This is a genomic window from candidate division Zixibacteria bacterium HGW-Zixibacteria-1, from assembly GCA_002838945.1.
Taxonomy (GTDB): Bacteria; Zixibacteria; MSB-5A5; order GN15; family PGXB01; genus PGXB01.
Genome location: PGXB01000016.1, coordinates 1 through 16,221 on the forward strand (window position 1 = coordinate 1; position 16,221 = coordinate 16,221).

General features: G+C 49.2%; 15 protein-coding genes. All 15 read left to right on the forward strand.

Features of this window, described 5'->3' with window-relative positions; genetic code table 11:
* Positions 1-192: 192 nt before the first annotated feature.
* The 15 genes from CVT49_07800 to CVT49_07870 all read left to right on the forward strand — a co-directional run bounded on the left by CVT49_07800 (position 193) and on the right by CVT49_07870 (position 16,196).
* The gene (locus CVT49_07800) at positions 193-441 is read left to right on the forward strand and encodes a hypothetical protein (GenBank protein ID PKK83526.1); all 249 of its coding nucleotides are present in this window, start codon (positions 193-195) and stop codon (positions 439-441) included.
* Positions 429-1,628 (forward strand): DNA polymerase IV, encoded by a 1,200-nt coding sequence (locus tag CVT49_07805; protein PKK83527.1) that lies wholly within the window; start codon positions 429-431, stop codon positions 1,626-1,628. Before CVT49_07800 ends, CVT49_07805 begins: the two co-directional genes overlap by 13 nt.
* A 142-nt stretch (positions 1,629-1,770) precedes the next feature.
* A complete protein-coding gene (locus CVT49_07810; protein ID PKK83528.1) occupies positions 1,771-2,994 on the forward strand; it encodes an aminotransferase in 1,224 nt (407 codons plus the stop codon).
* Positions 2,995-3,081: 87 nt separating this feature from the next.
* Positions 3,082-3,933, forward strand: coding sequence for a diaminopimelate epimerase (locus CVT49_07815; GenBank protein PKK83529.1), 852 nt, complete (start codon positions 3,082-3,084; stop codon positions 3,931-3,933).
* 20 nt (positions 3,934-3,953) lie between these two features.
* Positions 3,954-5,261 carry a hypothetical protein gene (locus CVT49_07820; GenBank protein PKK83530.1) on the forward strand — a complete coding sequence of 436 codons (1,308 nt, stop codon included), beginning with the start codon at positions 3,954-3,956 and terminating at the stop codon, positions 5,259-5,261.
* A complete protein-coding gene (locus tag CVT49_07825) occupies positions 5,254-5,589 on the forward strand; it encodes a hypothetical protein (protein ID PKK83531.1) in 336 nt (111 codons plus the stop codon). The genes CVT49_07820 and CVT49_07825 overlap by 8 nt, the downstream gene beginning before the upstream one ends.
* Entirely contained in the window at positions 5,576-7,387 is a 1,812-nt protein-coding gene (gene argS / locus CVT49_07830) for an arginine--tRNA ligase (GenBank protein ID PKK83532.1), read from the forward strand. The genes CVT49_07825 and argS overlap by 14 nt, the downstream gene beginning before the upstream one ends.
* A gap of 9 nt (positions 7,388-7,396) precedes the next feature.
* A complete protein-coding gene (locus CVT49_07835; GenBank protein PKK83533.1) occupies positions 7,397-8,761 on the forward strand; it encodes a hypothetical protein in 1,365 nt (454 codons plus the stop codon).
* Positions 8,762-8,829: 68 nt separating this feature from the next.
* The gene (locus CVT49_07840) at positions 8,830-10,179 is read left to right on the forward strand and encodes a hypothetical protein (GenBank protein ID PKK83534.1); all 1,350 of its coding nucleotides are present in this window, start codon (positions 8,830-8,832) and stop codon (positions 10,177-10,179) included.
* Between the two features lie 51 nt (positions 10,180-10,230).
* Positions 10,231-11,169, forward strand: coding sequence for a histone deacetylase (locus CVT49_07845; protein PKK83535.1), 939 nt, complete (start codon positions 10,231-10,233; stop codon positions 11,167-11,169).
* Positions 11,169-11,930: a hypothetical protein gene (locus CVT49_07850; protein ID PKK83536.1), complete on the forward strand. Its 762-nt coding sequence runs from the start codon at positions 11,169-11,171 to the stop codon at positions 11,928-11,930. The genes CVT49_07845 and CVT49_07850 overlap by 1 nt, the downstream gene beginning before the upstream one ends.
* Positions 11,920-13,719: a hypothetical protein gene (locus CVT49_07855; GenBank protein ID PKK83537.1), complete on the forward strand. Its 1,800-nt coding sequence runs from the start codon at positions 11,920-11,922 to the stop codon at positions 13,717-13,719. Before CVT49_07850 ends, CVT49_07855 begins: the two co-directional genes overlap by 11 nt.
* A complete protein-coding gene (locus CVT49_07860; protein ID PKK83538.1) occupies positions 13,719-14,621 on the forward strand; it encodes a hypothetical protein in 903 nt (300 codons plus the stop codon). Before CVT49_07855 ends, CVT49_07860 begins: the two co-directional genes overlap by 1 nt.
* On the forward strand, positions 14,614-14,997 hold the full coding sequence (locus CVT49_07865) for a DUF123 domain-containing protein (protein ID PKK83539.1): 384 nt from the start codon (positions 14,614-14,616) through the stop codon (positions 14,995-14,997). Before CVT49_07860 ends, CVT49_07865 begins: the two co-directional genes overlap by 8 nt.
* The gene (locus tag CVT49_07870) at positions 14,994-16,196 is read left to right on the forward strand and encodes a hypothetical protein (protein PKK83540.1); all 1,203 of its coding nucleotides are present in this window, start codon (positions 14,994-14,996) and stop codon (positions 16,194-16,196) included. Before CVT49_07865 ends, CVT49_07870 begins: the two co-directional genes overlap by 4 nt.
* The last annotated feature ends 25 nt before the right edge of the window (positions 16,197-16,221 follow it).

Sequence of the window (16,221 nt, forward strand, 5' to 3'; positions counted from 1 at the left end):
AAAGATCGATCAAATCTACGCCGCTTTTCCATCAGGACACCTCCTGGATTAAATGTAATCCAACCTACTCAAAGTGTCCACTAAATTGGGGCAAGATCACTCCTGACCTACAAATTTTCATGTTTCGATGCAGTGGTGAGAATAAGCGGGATGGTGTGAGGCATTTTGAATGGCATCAAGGAGTTGACATAGATGTACCAGGATATGGATGAGCCGGTCGAGGTGGTGGCATTGTTCGAAAACCACAAGATGAAGCCGGTCAGGTTTCGCTGGAATAACCGGGTGTACAAAATCAGCGAAGTGACCGGCGACTGGAAAACCGATATAGGCGCCTATAAAGTGCATCATTATGCGGTGGTCGACAGCTCCTCGAATTTCTTTCAACTGACGTTCGATGAGCGCCAGACAAGCTGGGTGATAAGCAAAATATGGGTGGAATAGACCGTACAAAAGAATGGGACAAGGTGATTATGCATGTCGATATGGATGCATTTTTCGCCGCTTTCGAGGTCCGAAACTGTCCCCATTTGAAAGACAAGCCGGTTATTGTCGGGGGCTTCCTGGGACATCGCTCGGTGGTCTCGACCTGCTCGTATGAGGCGCGCAAGTTCGGGGTTCATTCCGGGATGCCGATCACGCAGGCAAAGAGACTGTGCCCGCAGGCGGTGTTTATACCGGGAACGATGCGGGGCTATGTGTACACCTCGGCGATGCTTCAAAAAATATTCGAGCATTACTCGCCGATAGTGGAACCATTTTCTGTCGATGAGGCTTTTCTGGATTTGACCGGTTGTCATCGGATTTTCGGAACGGTGGAAAACCTGGTAGCACAAATGAAAGCGGAGATAAAAGAGAAATTGTCGCTGACCTGTTCGGTCGGCATTGCCCCGACCAGGTTGATTGCCAAGATGGGGTCGGGAGAGAATAAGCCGGACGGGTTGACGATTATGGATCGTGATGATTTCAAAAGATTGTTTTATCCCCGACCGGTCATTGCTTTGTGGGGGGTCGGCGAATCGACCCGGCAGGCGCTGGCCAAAATCGGAATCTGGACGGTCGGCGACTTGGCGGCCAAAAAAGAAAAGGAGTTGACCGCGCATTTCGGGAAAAACGGGGAGTGGCTCTCGGTGGTGGCCTGTGGCCTTGACAGTTCGGAGGTGTACAATTATGAAAACCGGCCGAATGATAAATCGATGTCGCATGAAACGACCATGCTGGCTGACCTTTCCGAAATCGACAAAATATATTCGACCTTATTATGGCTTTCCGATAAGGTGGCGAGACGGCTGCGAAAAGAAAATTACTGGGGGCGAACCGTAACAGTCAAAATACGCTCATCGAGTTTTCAGACAATAACACGGGACAGGACCTTAACTGAGCCGACCGATCAGGCCAAGGTGATTTTTGAGACGGCAAAACGGCTGATACCGAGAGATTATGGGCCCAGAATCAAGGTAAGGCTGCTCGGGATCAGGGTATCTCATCTCGAAAAGAAGGTTGAGAATTGCCAGTTGAGCCTGATTGAAAATTCCGCCTTGAATAAAATCAAAGATACCAGCAAAGCGATCGATCAGATCCGGGAGCGGTTCGGCGAATCGGTCATAAAATATGCCGGAACCAAGCTGTAACCGGATTAAATCCATTCTTTTTTTATCCCATTTTTATGCTTTCCTGTTTAATCCGATTTTTCTTTTTCCGGGTTGACTTCGACGGTCTATTTGTTATCTTTATCACAAGCCAAATCAGAAACCTAAAAACGGGACTATAATTATGGATAAAGAAATGTTAACAGAAGAAACGGCCAGGGCAGTTCCGGAGAAATGGCCCTTTACGCCGCATGTGATAAAATTGGAAACTTCAATCATTCGTGAAATTCTGAAAATCTCCTCGCAGCCGGGCGTCATTTCACTGGCCGGCGGTTACCCTTCGCCCGACAGTTTCCCTCTCGAAGACCTGAAAAAAGCGGCTGTTGATGCCATTGATGAATTCCAGTCGGCCGCCACCCAGTATTCATTATCGATGGGGATTGTCCCGCTGCGCGAAGCCATTGCCCGGCGCGAAACCAAATCGGGCGCCGAGACGAAGCTGGAGAATATCCTGATCACTTCCGGCTCTCAGCAGGGCATTGAATTATGCGCGAGGGCCTTTATCGATCCCGGCGATTATATTATCACCGAGCATCCCACCTATGTCGGCGCCTTGCAGGCCTTCAATTTCTACCAGGCCAAATATGCATCGGTGGAAATGGATGAAAACGGCATGATTGTGGATCAGGTCGAAGATGCCATCAAAAAATATAAACCCAAATTGATTTATACCGTGTCCACTTTTCAGAATCCAACCGGGATTACCATGAGCACCGACCGGAAGAAGGCGCTGATAGAGACGGCCCTTAAGTACAATATTCCGATTGTCGATGACAATCCCTACGGCGAGCTGCGTTTTTCAGGCAAAGCGATTCCATCGATGAAGGCGCTCGGCGGCGACGCGGTGATATCTTTGGGGACATTTTCCAAGATTATCGCCCCCGGTTTGCGCATTGCCTGGATGAATTGCTCGACAAAAATTATAAATATTTTCGAGAAGGTCAAGCAGTGCGCCGATCTTCATGCCAATACTTTTACACAGTACATGATATTCAAATATATCCAGGCCGAAAAGCTGGACGATCATATTAAGAAGATTATTGTCAATTACGGCGCCAAGCGCAATCATATGCTGAAACTGATGGACAAGCATTTCCCTTCGGAAATAAAATGGACGCGCCCCGAAGGCGGTCTTTTCCTGTGGGGCGAGTTGCCGGAGCCGATGTCGGGCCGGGATTTGCTTCCCAAGGCGATTGAAAACAAGGTTACTTATGTTTACGGCCGGCCGTTTTTCCCGGACGGCTCCGGTGACAACACTTTCCGCCTGAATTTCTCGAATGCATCACTGGAGACAATTACGCTGGCCATCGAGCGGCTGGGCAAAGTGTTCAGGGAAAATCTGCCCTGAGACACGATTAAATTTCGAGTTTTCAGCCCCGCCTTTGTGCGGGGCTTTTTGCTTTACAAATATTATTAAAACTATATCTTGAGCCTCATGAAAAAGATTGAATTTTACAAATATCACGGTCTGGGCAATGATTTTTTAATCATCGATCTGATGAAGAAACGCCCCGCTGTGCCGGACTATAATAAGCTTGCCGAAAAAATCTGCAATCGCAGTTTCGGCGTCGGCGCCGACGGTATCCTGGTATTGACAAAAAGCCGCCGTGCCGATTGTTGCATTGACCTTTTCAATTCCGACGGTTCCTGGGCCGAAAAATCGGGCAACGGACTCAGAATTGTAGCGGCATATTTCCACAGCAATTACGCCCGAAAGAAAAAACTTGCTTTTGAAATCAATGATGAAATTGCCGATGCGGAGATTATTAAAAGCGGTTCGAAAGGTTTTTCCATCAAAGTCTCTCTGGGCAAACCTGATTTTGAGACGAAACGGGTGCCGATGAAATCAAATGGGAAGTTTCATATCAATGCCCCGATCGAAATTGAAAAAACGAAATTTCCCGTAACCGTCTTGTCTGTCGGCAATCCGCATACGGTTCTGTTCGTGGACAGGTTTGATTTCGACTGGAAGGAACTGGGTAAGATAATTGAACACAGTAAATACTTCCCGCATCGCACCAATGTGGAGTTTGTCAATATTGTCAGCCGGTCCAAAGTCGTTCTGAATGACTGGGAACGCGGTGCGGGCGCGACCGGATCGTCCGGTACCGGCGCGGCGGCCGCGGTTGTTGCCGGTGTTGTTAATGGCTATATAAATCGCAAGGTTGAAGTCGTTTTTCCTGCCGGGTCCCTTTATATCGACTGGTCCGAAAAGGATGATAATATTTACTTGACCGGGCCGGTTGCATTTATCTGCAAGGGCGAGTATCTATTTGACGCCGAATAAAACTCAATGGAGTATCAAAATTGTCGGTCGAATGGAATAATACAGCGGGGCGCAATATATTCGGGAAAACATCGGCAGGAATTGCCGACTATTGGCGTCATCTGCAGCTTTTTTCTCGAAACGTCCGCCTATATCTGGCTGCCTCATTTCTGATCGGACTGACTTTTGCCGGTTACCAGCTTTTGCTTAATCTTTATCTTCGAGAGCAGGGTGCGGCGGAATCATTTATCGGAAACGTATTATCAGCCGGCGCGGTCGGGATGACCCTGACTTCGATTCCGGCGGCATTTATCCTGCGGCGAATAAAACTCAAAAAGATTCTCCTGATAAGTACTGCCATGTATGCTTTATCGATTTATGTCCTGACCTGGCTGCCGGTGTCCTCATGGTTGATTGTCGTTTCATTTACAGCCGGTATCGCCACGACTTTTTATCGGGTGGCGGCGGCGCCTTTTTTTATGCGAAACACGACGCCGGAAGAAAGAACCTATGTTTTTTCGTTATCATTCGGGGTATCACTTCTGGCCAGCATCTTTGGCTCCATATTATTCGGCAAAATGGTGACCACGCTGGCTCCGATGATAGGAGGAATGATTTCTGCTTATCGCTGGACCTTTGTGGCGAGTATCGGATTGGGGCTGACATCCTTGATTCCATTTGCGATGATAAAGGCGGCCGATCCGGCCGCCGAAGACAAAAAGGCTATATTTTCGTTATCTTTGCTGAAAAGCCGGCTGGGGCTTTACTCCAGACTATTTTTACCATATTTTGTGGTCGGTTTAGGTGCCGGGCTGATTATTCCGTTTCTCAATCTCTATTTTCGGGACCGTTTCGGGCAGCCTCCCGATAAGATCGGTCTGTTTTTTACGGCGGTCCACGCGACCATGTTCCTTGGTATTCTGGCCGGCCCGGTTCTGGCCCGTAAATTGGGCATGGTTCGATCATTGGTCTGGACACAGGTGATTTCCATCCCGTTTATGGTGGTCCTGGCCTATACATATTCGCTGGAGTTGGCTTTTTTTGCGTTTCTTATCAGGGGGGGGCTGATGAATCTGGGGCAGCCGATCGGAACCAATTTCGGGATGGAGGTGGTCGATGAATCCGAGCAAGCCTTTGTCAATGCTTTATTTATGTTTGGGTGGAATTCTTCATGGATGGTATCAACCGTTGTCGGCGGCCGGCTGATCGAGGCTTACGGCTATACACTGCCGTTAATGATTACGGCAGGGCTTTACATGCTCTCTTCAATTTTGTATTATATATTTTTCAGGGACTCGGAACGGAAAACAGACAGCGGTTTTAAAGTAATAATGGCGGATAATGGCTAAGATAAAATTCAAGCTGGAAAAGGATGAGGTCGCCCGGCAGATACATTTTATTCTGCGGGAGCTTTATCCCGATTTGAGCATTGATCCGAAGTTGGTTTATGAACTGGTGGTCGAGACTGTCCCCGACGGCGCCGGATTCCGTTTCGAGGCGGCTCGGCTTGCCGAGAGAATCGGTCTGGAAAAAAAACATTTGGCGGCCGGTCTTTATCGGGAGCTGGGTGTGGAATTCGAAAAAAACTGGCATGACAAATCATATTTTGAAATAAAGATGGTCGGAGAGTCGATTGGTTTTCAACTCCTGAATTGGAAAAAAGATGACAAAAGATAAATTCAAAATTGCGATTTCCGAATGTACGGCTAAAGCATTCATTGAATTGCTGCCCTCGCTTTATGAAGAGCAACCCGATCATTATCTATTCGATGGCGGGCGACTGTATGAGATGCTCGAAACTCCCAAGAAACCGGAGATGGGCAATACCGCCCTGCCGCTGTTTTCGCCGGCCAAAGAAATCGGCAAAAATCCGATGGAACTTAATAAGCAATTGGCCGAAGCTCAAAATCGCATTACCCGAGATAATGATGATTACTCATTTCTGAGTTTTACCGCGGTGGGCGGGTTCAATAATGCCCGAATTGCCACCGAGGCGCTGGCCTCGGCGACACTTCCCCTGATCATCAGCCAGGACGAGGATTATGGTTCATCGAATGAAGGCGGCGGCAGAAATATCGTCATCGATTTTTCATCGCCCAATATTGCCAAGCCTTTCGGCGTGGCGCATCTCAGGACGACGGCGCTGGGGCATTCGCTGTACCGGATATTCGAGAAACTGGGATATAAATCAATCGGCATAAATCATCTCGGTGACTGGGGAACGCAGTTCGGGAAAATGATTGTCGCTTTCCGGAAATGGGGACGGGAAGAGGATCTTGAAAGGGACGCCGTTCTCAAGCTTTATGATTTGTATGTGAGATTTCATAGAGAAGAAGAAACCGATCCATCCCTAGCCGATGAGGCCCGTGAAGCTTTTCGAAGACTGGAACAGGGTGAGCATGATGAGGCGCATCTATGGAATTTGTTCAAGGAAGTCTCACTGGAGGCCTTCAAGGAAACATATAAAATGCTCGGCATCCATTTCGACTATTTTACCGGAGAGTCATTCTACAACGAAAAAATGCCGGAGGTGGTCGAAAGATTAAATAAAGCAGGGTTGACCCGGATTTCGGAAGGGGCGCTGATTGTCGATCTCGATAAATTCGGGCTACCGCCATGTATCCTGGCCAAAGGCGACGGAGCCACGCTTTATGCCACCCGCGATATAACCGGAGTCGTGTACCGCTGGGAGACTTTTAATTTTCACAAGGCTTTATATGTAGTCGGGACCGCCCAGCGGGATCATTTCAAGCAGGTCTTCAAGGTCATTGAATTGCTTGAAGAAGCGGAAAATGTTCCGCCGGAAAAGCGCTGCTCGCAAAATCTGGAACATGTTGAATTCGGATGGATCAAATTCAAGGATCAGACGATGTCCACCCGGAGGGGAAATATTATTTTACTCGATGATGTCCTGGATAAAGCGATCACGCTCGCCCGCGAAAAGATCGCCGAGAAAAATCCGAATCTGGAGCTGATCGACCAGACCGCCCGGCAGATTGGCATCGGGGCGGTGTTATTTGCCGATATGTCGGCCCGCCGCATGAAAGATATCAATTTCGACTGGGATGAGGTTCTTAATTTCGAGGGAGAGACGGGGCCGTATCTGCAGTACACCCATGCCCGGCTGTCCTCGCTGCTGCGGCATTATGATATCGAGTCGTCGGCTGAGGTTAATTATTCGATGCTGGATAATCCGGAAGAACATCGCGTTCTTGATTTACTCTATAAATTTCCGGAAACAATCAACGAGGCGGCGCGTAATTATGAGCCATACCTGATCGGTTCCCATTTAATTGAACTGGCCGGGGCCTTTAATAAAGTGTATCAGCGCAAGGATGACACGGGTCGGATGGACAAAATTATATCCGATGATCCCGAGCTGTCGGCGACCCGCATGGCGCTGGTCAAGGCGGTGAAAATTGTCATTCAGGAAGGTTTGTATTTAATGGGGATCGAGGCCCCCGATGAAATGTAGATTGTAATTATGAATACAAGAATATATCCGATTAAAATAATCCCCCCCTATCTGTCCTTTTCAGGAGACCACAATGCGACTCAGGCGGCTCTGATGCTGGCCGCATTGGCGAAGGGAAAGACGGTAATAAGAAATGCCGGAACCGGAGTCGATACCAACCGGACCATCGGCTTTCTAAAGAAGCTGGGTGTTGAATTCAGCCATGATGACAACGGAATTACGGTGGAGGCAGACCGGAAGCTGAATGTCCCGGAAGATGATACGCTGGAGTACAAGGGCGGAATTTTTACGCTGTCATTGATTTTGGGCATGCTGACGGGATTGAATCGCTCCTGTTGTTTAAAGTATTCCGAAGTCGTCAATCATGATATTATTGACAGCATCGTCGAGGTCCTTAATGCCAACGGGATTGACATCTTTCATGAAGCCGATTCGCGGACGGTGGTAATAAGGGCCGCGGCCGAGTTTCCGATCGACATTCGAATTACATCATCGTTGTCATTTTTGAAAAATTGCCTGCTGATGTTCGGGCTGGTGTCGGGACAATCGGTTCTGATCCGTGAAATTCGGATTACCAATGACATTTTCCAGAATTATGTCGCGCGATTCGGTACGGGTTTGGAAATGGACCGGCCCAAGCCGATTATTAAACCGGATCCCAATGACCCGCGAAAAAAAGTTAGAACGACTGGAGTGGATTACAGGCAGGAAATCAGGCTGGCGTCCAATACGGAGTTGCAGGGGTTCGAGATCGACCTGCCGCCCGATTCGGACATGATAACCGCCCTGATGGCGCTGGCAATATTGAATAAGAAAAATATTACTTTCGACGGTATTCCGCTGGACAGAGTAAGAACGAAGTTTATCAATTATTTGAAGGCCTGTGGCATCGAGCCGGTCATCACCGACCGCAAGGCGGTTGACGGCATTCAGTTCGGCACGGTGACCTTAAAAGGAGCCGAGCTCAAGGTCCGCAAGACAGCCGGGGAGCAGGCGGCGGCCCTTATCGAAGACATACCGTTTATGGCGGCGATGGCCTCGCTGGGAACGGGGACTTCGATAATCAGGGGAGTTCGCGAGTTTTCCGAGTGGGGAATCGATCCTTTCGTGGAGATTGCCGGGAATCTCGAAAAGATTAATGTAAAATGCGGAATACTGGAAGATGGACTGGTAATAGAGGGCACCAATGAAATAACCGGCGCCGATTTTGGGCCGTTTCTGAATCCCAAAGTTGCCCTGGCCTTTTTTGTCCTGTCGCTGTCGGGGCAGGGCTGGTCAACGCTTGATAATTTTGAACTCATTTCCGATCATTATCCTGATTTTATCAGCTTGGTGCAGGATTATTCGAAGGAGCCGGTTATTTCCCGGGATTAGTATTTCTTCTTCGGGCATATTCGGCAAAGCGGCGAAATTCCCATGTAATTCAGAGACCTGATTAAGATATGGCGAAAGTTGAACATATAACCGACGGTCCTATTCTGTCGACAATCCTCAGGCTGGCCTGGCCGGTGGTGACCGCCATGGCCCTGGAGTTTGCGCTAAATATAACCGACTATTTCTGGGTTGGTTTTCTGGGAACACCGGAGCAGGATGCCATCACCACATCGATGATTGTCACCTGGACGCTGTTTGCCGTGAGCGCCATTATTGTGACCGGACTGACGGCCATAATAGCGAGAGCTATCGGGGCCGGAAAAATGGAAGATGCCTCGTTCTATTCGCGCCAGGGGATAATAATGGCGATCAGCGTCGGCCTGATGGCCAGCGTGGTCGGCTTTATCTTTACTCCCGATGTTCTGTCATTCATGAAAGCCAGCCCGCAGGTCGTGGAACTGGGAATACCGTATCTCAGGATATTTTTTATAGCCATCCTGATATTATTCATCAATGATTCCCTGGGTTCGATTTTCCGGGCCTCGGGAGATACCAAGTCACCGACCATAGCCTTTGCCACCGGCACGGTTTTGAATTTGTTTCTCGACCCGCTTTTTATCTTTGGCTGGGGGCCATTTCCGGCAATGGGCGTGGCCGGTGCGGCCCTGGCCACCGCCATTTCGGTTTCGATAGCTTCCCTGGTCTTTTTGACTCTTATTTTAAGAGGAAGGCTTGATTTTTCGCTGGCAGGGCTTCATCGCACCAAACCACATTTCAAAGCGATGCTTAAAATCGCCAAAATCGGGATTCCGATTTCATTGCAGAATATAATCTTCGTCGTGGTCTACTGGTTCATTATTCAGATCGTTCATCACTTCGGAGATACGGCCGGGGCGGCGATGGGGATCGGCAATCGCATGGAGGCCCTGTCTTTTCTGACGACCTTTGGGTTTTCCATGGCGGCGTCAACCATGGTGGGTCAGAATCTGGGGGCGGGCAAGCCGGATCGGGCGGCCAGATGCGCCTGGGGTTCGGTGGGAATTGTCGCGGTTATTACCTTCATAGTTTCGGTATTCTTCGTGACAGTTCCGGAGTTTATCGCCGGTATCTTTTCATCGGACCAGGCGGCAGTGGCCATAGCGGCCGATTATTTGTTCATTCTTGGTCTTTCGCAAGTCTTTATGGGGATAGAAATTACGCTGGAAGGAGCCTTCACCGGGGCCGGGAACACGCTGCCGCCGATGTTGGTATCTATTCCCGGCTCGATAGCCAGGTTGCCTCTGGCATATTTATTATGTTTCACTCTTGATGTCGGAATTAACGGGATCTGGTGGACCTTGACGATTACATCTTTTGCCAAAGCCATTGTCCTGGCCCTGTGGTTCAAAAAGGGGAACTGGAAAACAAAAAAGTTGTAACTTGTCTATTATCTTGACAGTCGGTCCCATCTGTCTTTACTTGATAATATCATGGAAGTTGGTCTGATTACACTGATTCAGGAAGCGAAACATCCGGCGCCATCAGGTCATCCGGAAAATGCCCTTCGCCTTAAACCGGCGGTTGATTTCATATTAAAATCGGATATTGCGGGGGATTTGGAATTAATTACGCCTGCCACCATTGAAACCGACTGTATCGAAATGGTCCACAGCCGGGATTATTTAAGGCGGATGCAGGACATATCTTCCCAAGGCGGCGGGTATCTCGATGGTGATACCTATCTATCCAAAGGTTCATTTTATGCCGCCATGGAAACGGCCTCGGCGGCAATAGGCGCCGCGGAAGCCATAATTCGGCAGGAATACCGGCGGATTTTTATGGCAGTAAGGCCTCCGGGGCATCACGCCGAATTTGATCATGGAATGGGATTTTGCCTCATAAATAATGTCGCGGTGGCGGCGGAATACCTGATAAAAAAGGGTGGTCTTAAGCGGGTCGCGATTGTCGATTGGGATATTCATCACGGCAACGGCACCCAGCATTATTTTTATGAACGTGATGACCTCTTTTTTGTCTCCCTGCACCAATATCCTTTTTACCCCGGTTCGGGCGCCGGCGCCGAACGCGGTTCCGGAGCGGGAACCGGATATACTCTTAATATTCCGCTTCCCGGCGGCTGCGGCGATGAAAAATATTTGCATGAATTTGAAACTAAAGTAATTCCTGGATTGACTCGGTATAATCCGGAGTTTATAATAATATCCTGCGGATTCGATTCACATCGGGATGATCCGCTGGGTGGCATGATGCTGACGGAAAAGGCCTTCGGTCGAATGACCGAAAGACTGGTTGATGTAGCGAACAAGCATTGTAAGGGCATGGTTCTGTCGATATTGGAGGGCGGATATAACAGTAATGCCAACGGCTTGTGCCTGTATGAACATTTAAAGGAGATGCAAACGGGCTGATGGAAAGATATATCAGATTTGAAGCCGCGGAGGGGAGTCTGTGGGGGAAACTGGAAGAGGGACGAATCGAGAAGATTACCGGCAATCCGGTTCATGCCTATGAAGCGACCGGGCGATTTTACGATCCTTCTTCTGTAAGGTTGCTGGCGCCGGTGGAGCCGAGCAAAATAGTCTGTGTCGGGCTTAATTATAAAGAGCATGTCAAAGAGTCGCAGTCGGCCGACAAAATTCCCGAAGAGCCGGTGCTGTTTCTCAAACCGCCCTCGGCATTACTTGGTCCCGGAAGGAGAATCGAGTATCCCGATATGGCGGCGCGCGTCGATTATGAAGGCGAACTGGGTGTCGTGATTGGAAGAGAATGCCGTAATGTGGCCGCTATCGAGGCTGAGGATTATATTTTCGGCTTCACCTGCGTCAACGATGTCACCGCACGCGATTTGCAGAAAAAGGATGTCCAGTGGACCCGGGCCAAAGGCTTTGATACCTTTTGTCCGGTCGGGCCGTGGATTGTCGATAAAATTAAATATGAAGATATTCAGGTTGAATCATATCTAAACGGCGAATTAAGGCAGTCGGCGCGGACGTCGATGATGATATTTCCCATTCCGACGCTGATTGCTTTCATATCCAAGGTCATGACCCTTCATCCGGGCGATTTAATTTCGACCGGAACGCCTTCCGGCATCGGGCCGATGCAGCCCGGGGACAGGATCGAAGTCAGAATCGAAGGAATTGGATCGCTTGTCAATGATGTTATCTAAAGCGGCAGGAATAATCCCGGCCATTTTGCTTTTGATTGCCGGGAACGCCTTTGCTTTTGATACTCTCCGGGTCGATGCATCCCTGGATACACTTAGAAAAGATATCAGCGGTTCGGTGACATTTGTTCTTCCGATGTCGCCGGATCTGTCTTCCTTCGAGCTTCAGCTTTTCCCCAATGTCTATGCTTCCGAAGATTCTCCATACTTACTGGAGAAGAAAATTCTCAGGGAGCAATTAAAGAGTTCAGGGAAATGGGGCGAGATGGTCCTGGATTCAATTCTGCTGGATGGAAACAACATCACAAACGGTGTGACGGTCGAATACACGCGGGCGGTCTATCGATCAAAGACCGGGAAAAATATTAACGGCGGACAAGTCGATGTTTATTTCCGTACCCGCTTGCCGGAGCGGGGCGACCGCTTGTCGACCTTTGGCGGGAATTATTTTCTGGACGGCTGGTTTCCATATCCGGCAATCGTTCAGGAGGACGGTTCATGGTACAATCCGGATTATAATTCCTTCGCGGAACTGGTCGGCAATTTTTATCAATATGAGATTAATCTGCGCCTGCCGGGCAATCTAAAAATCGCTTCGGCCGTGCCGCCTGAAATAATCGCAGCGGATGATTCGCTGGTGACAAATCATTTTTCGTTCGGCCCGGCTCATGATTTCGGCCTGGTGCTGGCGCCTGATTTCGAGGTTGATTCCACTTCCATTGATGGAATCAATGTGGTTATTTATTACCGTCCGGGCGATCTGCCCGTGATCGAGAGAATCAGGACGGCGGCCGGCTATGTCATTGAATTCATGCAAGAAAATGTCGGGCCCTATCCATATGACCGCTTGACCCTGGCTGTTTTTGATCTGGTCACGGCGGGCGGGGTCGAAATGCCCGGCCTGATTGCACTCAATACATCTCATGGAGTCATGGCTAAGATGAGGATATTTGAAGTGCTGGTGGTTCATGAAACACTTCATCAATGGTTCTACGGGGCCATATATTCGGACCAGGCGGCGGCTCCATGGATGGATGAAGCCATCAGCGATGTCTTCACTCTAAAAATTATGGAAAAAGTGTGGGGGATCGATGCCAATGTCCTGGATTTTGCCGGATTCAGGATTTCCGAAAGAGACCAGGTTCGGCTTGTTTCGCAAATGTCGGCCGATAACGGCCCATTGAATCGCCCGACCTCGGAATTCATCGATGATGTCGATTATGTCGGGACAGTTTACATGCGCGGGGCGCTTCTGATCGAGACATTTGATAATCTCCTGGGTGATTCTTTATCAATGCTTTTCTGGCACAGTTATTATGATCGTTATAAATTCGGCTGTCCGACACCGGACGATTTTGTCGAGCTGGCGGGCGAGATCGGAGGGGACGGGATTAAGAGCGCGGTCGATTATCTGGTTAACCATGCGGGGCAAATTGATTACGCCGTGAAAGGCCTAGCCAATAAGCAAATCGATTCCGTGACTTATGAATCGGAGTTCGTCCTCAAGAAAAAGGGCGAGTTGAACCTGTCGATCGATTACAGGATGATTCTTTACAATGGAGACACCCTGGATCAGGCGTGGGAGCCGCAGCGGAAGACCGAAAAAATGATTTTCCGACTTCCGGCGCCGGTCATGGAAGTGATCGTTGATCCTGACAATATTATTACTGTTGACGATAATCTCGCCAATAATTCGATAACCGATAGGACCGACAGCCGCGCGGCCCTCAGGTTATCATCGGGAGTAATGTTTCTGATAGAGTCAATCTTCAGTTTTCTGGGCGGGTTATGATGGGTGCGATATTGACGCAATTTCGGCATCTTTTAAATATTAAATCTCTCTGGCTGTACTTGTATATTTTTAAGACCATCATGGCATTTTTGGTGACCCTGCCGCTTTTCATCACGGTAGATTCGGCTTTGTCCACTTCACTTTTCGGCAAAAGTTTGATCGAATCCTGGGATGTCTCGGTCTTTACCGAATTGATAGCGCTGAAAAGTGATGCTATCGCGCCGATTATAATCTCGATTTTTATCGGACTGATAATTTATACTATTTTAATGCAATTTGCCAATGGCGGGCTTTATTATCTGGTGGTCTCAAGGAAATTGGCTGATCCGGGATGGAAAGATTTATTTGCCGAGGGGGGCGTCAATTTTTTCATCCATATGAAGATCACGCTAATAATGCTGATTGTTTACGCCCTCCTGATACCGGCAGGAATGTTCTTTGTCAATCTTCTCGGCCTGATCGGCGGGCAGATGTCGGGGACATCGGTTTTGTGGTTGATGTTGCTGAAGTTTTTAATCATGATGTTCATTCTGACGGCGGCGTCGATATTTTCCGACTCGGCCCGGGCCGCATCCGCGGCATACCCTGGCAAGAATCTGCGGGAAATACTTCGGCACGGCGCCGATTTTTTCAAGCCGAGGCTGGGTCGGCTGTTTCTTTATTATATTGTCACATACCTGCCGTTTTTCATAATCTGGCTGTTGGTCGAATGGCTGGCGCTAAAGGCGACCGGTGGAATCGGCGGCATGGTCGGTATTATCATCGAATTCCTGCTGTTCCAACTGGCGGCGGCCTCGAGATCCGGTCAGAAGCTGTGGTACCTCATTGTTCTTGGCAAGGAATTTCATTCTGTCAATCCCGGAAGATTTGTTCCCGAACAAACCGAGTTGAGTTTTGACTGAGTGCGGGCCGGATTCCGGCTGTTATCAGATTGTGACCCGGCTGGACAGCCCATGTAAAGTCAGGATTGGCGCATTGGGAATAATAAATTTCGAAACAGGTTTTTATATTTACACCGGGCGGGCCCAAAAAGGGCTTCAGATGCGGGTGCAGCGGCATCTACGCCACCGAAAAAAGAAATTCCGGCATATTGATTATCTGCTGGAAAAACTCGAAATTGTTGATATATTTTATTTCCATGGGCGGTTGGATGAATGTATAATCAATATGGACAGTCTGAAGAGTCTGAAAAACGCCCGGATTATAAAGAAATTCGGATCATCCGACTGCCGCTGTCCGGGACATTTGATATGGACTGATGAAAGGCCCTCAACATGAGTGAAAGACTGTATTACGACGACGCCTATTTGCTTGAATTCGAGTCGGCGGTTGCGGGTGCCCGGCACTCCGAGCGCGGTCATGAGATTCTTTTGAAGAAAAGCGCCTTCTATCCCGATTCGGGGGGACAATTGCACGATACCGGAATCCTCGATGGCGAGTCGGTTCTTGATGTCTTCGAAGATGAACATGGCGAGGTCGTTCATCTGGTGGAAAATTGGAAAGCCGGGGTCGGCGATAAAGTTGCAGGAGTGATTGACAGGGAGCGTCGCCTGGAGAATATGCGCAAACATACGGGGCAGCATATTCTGTCACGCGCCTTTATCGAGGCGGCCGGCGCCGAAACGGTCAGCGCTCACCTTGGTGAAGTGGAATCGACGATCGAGCTGTCGGCCGCGGCGATTGATGATGAGACCATGAATAAAGTCGAACGGCTGGCCAATCAGATAATTCTCGAAAATCATCCTGTCCGGATTGCCTATTATAACCGTGATGAATTGAAAAATATGCCGATCAGGAAAATTCCGGAGCTGGAAGGCAAGTACCGGATAATCCAGGTCGGGGAGTTCGATTATACCGCCTGTGGCGGCACGCATTGCCGCTTCAGCGCCGAAGTAGGCTTGGTGAAAATTATCGGCACCGCAAAATTACGCGGACACACGCGCGTGACATTCCTGGTCGGGTTGCAGGCCCTGGATGACTATTCCGCCAAACATGCCATCATATCCGACCTGGCCGGTCGCTTCACCTGTCATTTTACCGGTATCGACGCCGCCGTAGTCAAATTGTCCGAGCAGAATGCGGAACTGCGCCGGGATATCGCCGCCCTCAATAAGAAGCTGATACCGATCGAGGTGGAACGGCTCAAGGAAAAAGGGGATGAGGTGCGCGGGATCAGAATTGTCATCCAGAGCTATGACGATCAGGACCCGAAAGATTTGAAGGATCTGGCGATGCAGGTCACAAAGGCCTATGACTCGGTGGCCATTCTATCATCGAATGACAAGCTGCTGATTTCAGTTTCGGAAGGATTACCGACCAATGCCGCCAAGGTGGCCAAACTATTTATGGACAAATATCCCGGCAAGGGGGGCGGAAGCCCGGCTTTCGCGCAAATAGGGAATATCCCGCTCGAGCGAAGGGAAGAGTTTTTGCGATCTCTGGTCAATATAATCAAGGAAGAAATCAGCGGGGACTGAAGTGTACCGGACAGCTCGATTTTTC